Origin of the sequence: Vreelandella massiliensis, from assembly GCF_900155385.1 — a bacterium.
GTDB lineage: Bacteria > Pseudomonadota > Gammaproteobacteria > Pseudomonadales > Halomonadaceae > Vreelandella > Vreelandella massiliensis.
The window spans coordinates 1-5,393 of sequence record NZ_LT699755.1; the positions used below are offsets into that span (position 1 = coordinate 1).

Below are 5,393 nucleotides of genomic sequence, written 5' to 3' on the forward strand. Positions count from 1 at the left end.
ATAGCCGGGTTCAACAAACTGGAACTCGTCGTGAATAACGTGAAGTTCCAGGATGGTGAGCCTTTAACCGATCAATCAGACAGCAACGCCGCTTGACCGCTGTACACCAGACTTGACCATAACTCTGCCATGCAGGGTCTGCAATAAGTTGCTCATTCCCTGCCAAGGCGGGGAATGCCGGTGGCAATCCCTCTCCTCCTGGTTGGTGACAAGAAGCACAAATGGCCTCATAAGTTGCTTTTCCACGCACCATCAACTCTGCAATGTCCCACTCTCGGTCAACACCGCTTGCTTCTCGCTCCGCAGACGATTTACGTTCAGCAAACCACTCATCGAATGCTTCTTCTTCCATCGCATGGACTACGATGGGCATAAACCCATGATCCATGCCACAGAGTTCAGCGCACTGACCTCGATAAACACCAGGCTCGTTGATACGTACCCAATTCTCATTAATGAAACCCGGCACTGTGTCTTGCTTAACGGCTAACTCAGGCACCCACCAAGAGTGAATCACATCATCAGAAGTCATCAAAAAACGCACCTTGCGATTTATTGGCAGAACCAACGGATTATCAACATCTAATAAGTAGGTATCCCCACGCTCCTCTTCTCCGCTAATCTGTAGCCGTGGTGTGCTTAAGCTGGAGTTGAATGCGACATTTTCTCCCATGTATTCATAACGCCAACGCCACTGCTGACCGGTAATCATGACGTCTAGTTCTGCATTAGAAGGTTCATACATCTGCTTCAAGGTGGCTGTCGCAGGTACTGCCATTCCAACCAGAATTAAGACCGGAATCGCTGTCCAAAGCACCTCAACAAGCGTATTTTCATGAAAATGGGCGGCTTTAGCCCCTTTTGAGTGGCGATAGCGAAAAAGCGAGTAGAACATCACACCAAAGACAAGCAGACCAATGACAACGCAGATCCAAAATATGGTCATGTGAAGGCGATAAATTTCACTGCTCACATCGGTGACACCGACTGGCATATTCCATCCATAGGAAACCGTCGGTACAAGACAAGGTAAAACTGCAATCCCCCTCCACCCATGCCTTAACAAACGCATAGCCACCCCCACTGTTATTGTTTTTTTTGCGCTTTATGGCGTCAGGATTAACGAAGATAACTGCAGTATAGGTCAGATCAACGTTACGTCACGGACAGCCATGATTAAATTTACTTGTCAACCTTTCGCGGCCAGGCGTGCAACAGCAACTAGCAGCAGCACAAAAAGTATGGTGATGACGACCCCCGTCACGATAAATGCCATAGGTTTATCGCTATTAAAATCCTCTTCACGGTGTTGGTTTTTCTGAACCCCTACCAAAGCGGCTAAAACAGACCTTACCACCCTCCACATACCACCTCCTGAGGAGCCATTCTTCAATCACATGACCTGGGACAAAGGTTGACGACACCACGCAACGCGTACTTGACTATACTCAGTGTGGATCACTCCTTCGTGATCAAATTCAACGCAACATATTGGAGGTCATCATGGCCACGCCAACTCATAAAAACCCTTTTGATTCCCCCTCACTAGCGTCTGGTTCACTAACACCATGGCTCTCTATTAGCCAACCTATATTGCAGTGGTGGATGGAGCAAAGCTGGCAAAGTGGTCAACCGCTCCTCAATGTTCAACTTGCCTGGCTTGAAAGCGTATCGACTGCGATGCAGATGGAAATGCAGTTTTGCCAAGCGATCGCAGAGAGCAATGAAAAAATCACGAGCTGCTTCTTGACACATCCGCATTCACCCAAATCGACGGAAGAAATCACCAATTGCTACCAAGAGGCAATGCAAGGGTTGACTGATGCCCACCTAGAGAGACTGAAAAAGGTGACGGAGCTGAGCCTAGATTTCCGTAAGGCGCTTTGGGAAGAAATATGATTTATGAACTTACTAACTTACTAATTTAGAAAGATTTCTATATCGTTAGAGGGTTAGATTTGACTAAACTTACATTAAAGCTTTCACTGGCAGTTACGGCTATAAGTTTATCGCTTAGTCTGTCAGGGTGTACTACCTATACATGGCCCGATGGTAAGCGAAAAACGGTGCTTGGCGTTCCTGCGCAAGAAGAAAATAAGCGCTATGAGGAGCGCCAAGGCGACCCAATCGAATACCGCATTCCCGGCAAAATCCCCCCGCCCCAAACCAATCCGGAGGGCTGATAGCACCCTCCTATGGATGCAAAGTAAGTAATTTATGCTTTTTATGGGTTGGGACTTGTCTCCTCGGGAGGACCACCCCCACCTCACGCTTCCCCGCGTTGCCTTTGTCAAGCCTTTCTCTTTTCCAGTAGCTAATAGGGCTTTCCTTTCGGCTTTAGCCATGCAGTAGTGATAGTTTATTGGATCTTAACTTGCGCACGATCACTGCAGTGCAGCATGATAATGCTTTAAGCTCGGTCATATGTTCATCATAGGGAGTTCTAGGATGGAAAGCCGTCATTCCTCCAACGAGTCACAACCTCTTTGGCACAGCACCAGCGTTGAAGAAGCACTTAAGCAGCAAGATTCGTCCATTGAGGGGCTATCTACACAAGAGTCCCAAGGGCGTCTTGAAAGATACGGGCTAAATCGCCTTCAACAAGAGCAAGGCCGCCCTTGGTACCGACGCTTGTTCGATCAGCTCAACAATATTTTAATTTTTATCCTGCTTGTTGCCGCTGTAGCCAGTTTTTTTCTTGGCCATTCTATCGATGCAGCCGCTATCGTTGGGGTTGTTGTCATCATCGCTCTAATAGGATTCATCCAAGAAGGCAAAGCCGAGCAAGCCCTTGATAGCATACGCAATATGCTATCTCCCCAAGCAAATGTCTTACGTGACGGTAAACGTGCCACTATACCTGCTGAAGAACTAGTACCCGGCGACATCGTACTTGTAGAAAGCGGCGACCGTATTCCCGCGGATTTGCGGTTAATTGAAGCTCGACGCTTTCGTACGGAAGAGGCCGCCCTAACGGGCGAATCTGTTCCCGTTGAAAAGCAGTCCGAACCTGTCGGAGACGATACAGATCTGGCGGAACGAAGAAGCATGGCGTTTGCCAGTACTATTGTGGTCCAAGGCAACGCACGCGGGTTGGTCGTTGAAACAGGCAGCAGGACAGAAATCGGTAAGATTTCAGAGCTTCTGCGTGGGGTAGAACAAATCAAAACCCCTCTACTGCAGCAGCTAGATCGCGCAGGTAGAGTACTTGCGTTTTTCATCTTAGGCGCTGCCGCTATTACCGCCTTACTAGGCACATTAATTCATAAGCAGCCTGTGGCCGATATGTTTATGGCGGCAGTTGGATTAGCGGTAGCCGCAATCCCGGAAGGTTTACCCGCTATTGTCACTATTGGTTTAGCGCTTGGTGTCCAGAGTATGGCTCGACGTAAAGCCATCATACGTCGTCTTCCTGCCGTTGAAACATTAGGCTCTATCTCTACCATCTTTTCCGATAAAACCGGCACGCTAACGCGCAATGAAATGACAGCCCAGGCTATCTGGCTAGGCGATCAGCAATACTTTATTGATGGCATTGGCTTTGCTCCAGATGGCAGTTTCCACCGTATTTTATCCAATGGCGACAAAGAGAGAGTTGAGCTAAAAGAAAACTCGACACTAACGTATTTTTTACGCGCGGGCGCTCTGTGTAACGATACAGAACTGCACCAGCAAGAGGGGCGCTATCAAATACATGGCGATCCAACGGAGGGCGCTTTAGTTGTTGCAGCAGAAAAAGCCTGCATCGATACAGCAAAGTTGCGCAAAGAGTTTGTGCGATTAGATGCCATTCCTTTTGAGTCAGAACACAAGTACATGGCAACGTTGCACAAAGACGGCGACTCACAGTATGTGCTTGTAAAAGGGGCTCCAGACCGGCTTCTAGAAATGTGTAGCAGTGTGATCACCGCGGAAGGCGACGCTGATATACACCACAAGGAATGGGAAAAGCGCATTCATGACCTCTCCTCGCGCGGCCTACGGGTACTTGCCATTGCGGATAGACGTGCTACCTCCATTGATAGTCTCGATCATCACCATGTTGAAAAAGGGCTTCGCCTACTTGGCATTATTGGGCTTCTTGACCCCCCGCGGGATGAAGCAATTGACGCAGTAAAACTTTGTCAACAAGCAGGCATACGACCCGTCATGATCACCGGCGACCATGGTTCTACCGCGCTTGCCATCGCCAAACAGCTAGGCTTTTCACAGACAGAAAAAGCACTCACTGGACGTGAAATAGAATCAATGTCGGACCAGGCGCTTGAAGATGTCATTTTAGATATTGATGTTTTTGCCCGCGCTTCTCCGGAGCATAAATTACGCTTGGTCAAAGCTATGCAAGCACAGGGCGGCGTATGCTCTATGACAGGAGACGGTGTTAACGATGGTCCGGCGCTGAAACGTGCTGATGTCGGGGTCGCAATGGGTGTACAAGGTACGGAAGCGGCTAAAGACGCCTCTGAAATGGTGCTAGCAGATGATAACTTCGCCACCATTGTGAATGCCGTCGAAGAGGGACGTAAAGTTTATGACAACATTCGCAAAACAATCACTTTCATCCTTCCGACCAACGGCGCTCAAGGTCTAGCCATTATGCTTGCAGTGCTGTCTGGCTCAATCTTGCCAGTCACACCGTTACAAGCCTTGTGGGTCAACATGGTTGTCGCCATTACGTTAGGGTTAGCACTGGCTTTTGAAGAAGGAGAAAAGGACTTAATGCAGCGAAAGCCACGTGATCCTAAAGCGCCTCTGCTCGATCTTTTTTTACTTTGGCGGGTTGTTTTCGTCTCGGTACTGCTGCTGATCGGTGTTTTCAGCATGTTTTCGTGGATTCTCCACCAGGGCGGTAGCGAAGAATTAGCTCGGGCAGGTGCCGTTAATATGCTCGTAACGGGAAGTGCTGCATATTTAATAAACAGCCGCTTTTTGATCAACAGCACTCTATCGCTATCTGGCATATTGGGTAGCCGCCCCGTTTGGATCGCGATCATCATGGTTATGCTGTTCCAAATGGCCTTTACTTACCTACCCTTTATGCAGCTTATATTGGGTAGTGACGCCCTTTCTTTGACACATTGGTTAGCCATCCTTAGCAGCAGTATCTTGATTTATCTAGTTATCGAAGCTGAGAAAAAAATGTGGCGCCGTTTTAAAGGCTGATAAGGCTCGCTGCCACTGCCTCAATAACCTAAGAGGCAGTGGCAGCCTTACAGCTAACTTTTTTATCTCTCTAAAGGGCTCTCATTACGCTTTATTTGCCCACAAAAAATCCCCCGAGGCGGCTGCCCCGGGGGATTTTTCGGATAAGTGCCTGACGATGACCTACTCTCGCATGGGGAGGCCCCACACTACCATCGGCGCTGAGCGGTTTCACTGCTGAGTTCGGCAAG

The 5,393-nt window shown here is 48.6% G+C and carries 3 protein-coding genes, 1 rRNA gene and 1 pseudogene; 2 read left to right on the forward strand and 3 right to left on the reverse strand.

Annotated elements, in window-relative coordinates:
- Positions 1-127 precede the first annotated feature (127 nt).
- Together coxB and BQ9846_RS15770 are read right to left on the reverse strand one after the other, a co-directional pair.
- Positions 128-1,072 (reverse strand): annotated as a pseudogene (coxB, locus tag BQ9846_RS15765) (cytochrome c oxidase subunit II); the annotation flags it as partial.
- Positions 1,073-1,189: 117 nt separating this feature from the next.
- A complete protein-coding gene (locus BQ9846_RS15770; RefSeq protein ID WP_075882004.1) occupies positions 1,190-1,366 on the reverse strand; it encodes a DUF2970 domain-containing protein in 177 nt (58 codons plus the stop codon).
- Positions 1,367-1,503: 137 nt separating this feature from the next.
- Between BQ9846_RS15770 and BQ9846_RS16640 the strand changes: the two genes are divergently transcribed.
- Positions 1,504-1,899 (forward strand): hypothetical protein, encoded by a 396-nt coding sequence (locus tag BQ9846_RS16640; protein ID WP_144049485.1) that lies wholly within the window; start codon positions 1,504-1,506, stop codon positions 1,897-1,899.
- 549 nt (positions 1,900-2,448) lie between these two features.
- A complete protein-coding gene (locus tag BQ9846_RS15785) occupies positions 2,449-5,163 on the forward strand; it encodes a cation-translocating P-type ATPase (RefSeq protein ID WP_075882006.1) in 2,715 nt (904 codons plus the stop codon).
- A gap of 149 nt (positions 5,164-5,312) precedes the next feature.
- Here the strand turns inward: BQ9846_RS15785 and rrf are convergent.
- Positions 5,313-5,393, reverse strand: a 5S ribosomal RNA gene (gene rrf / locus BQ9846_RS17300); the annotation flags it as partial.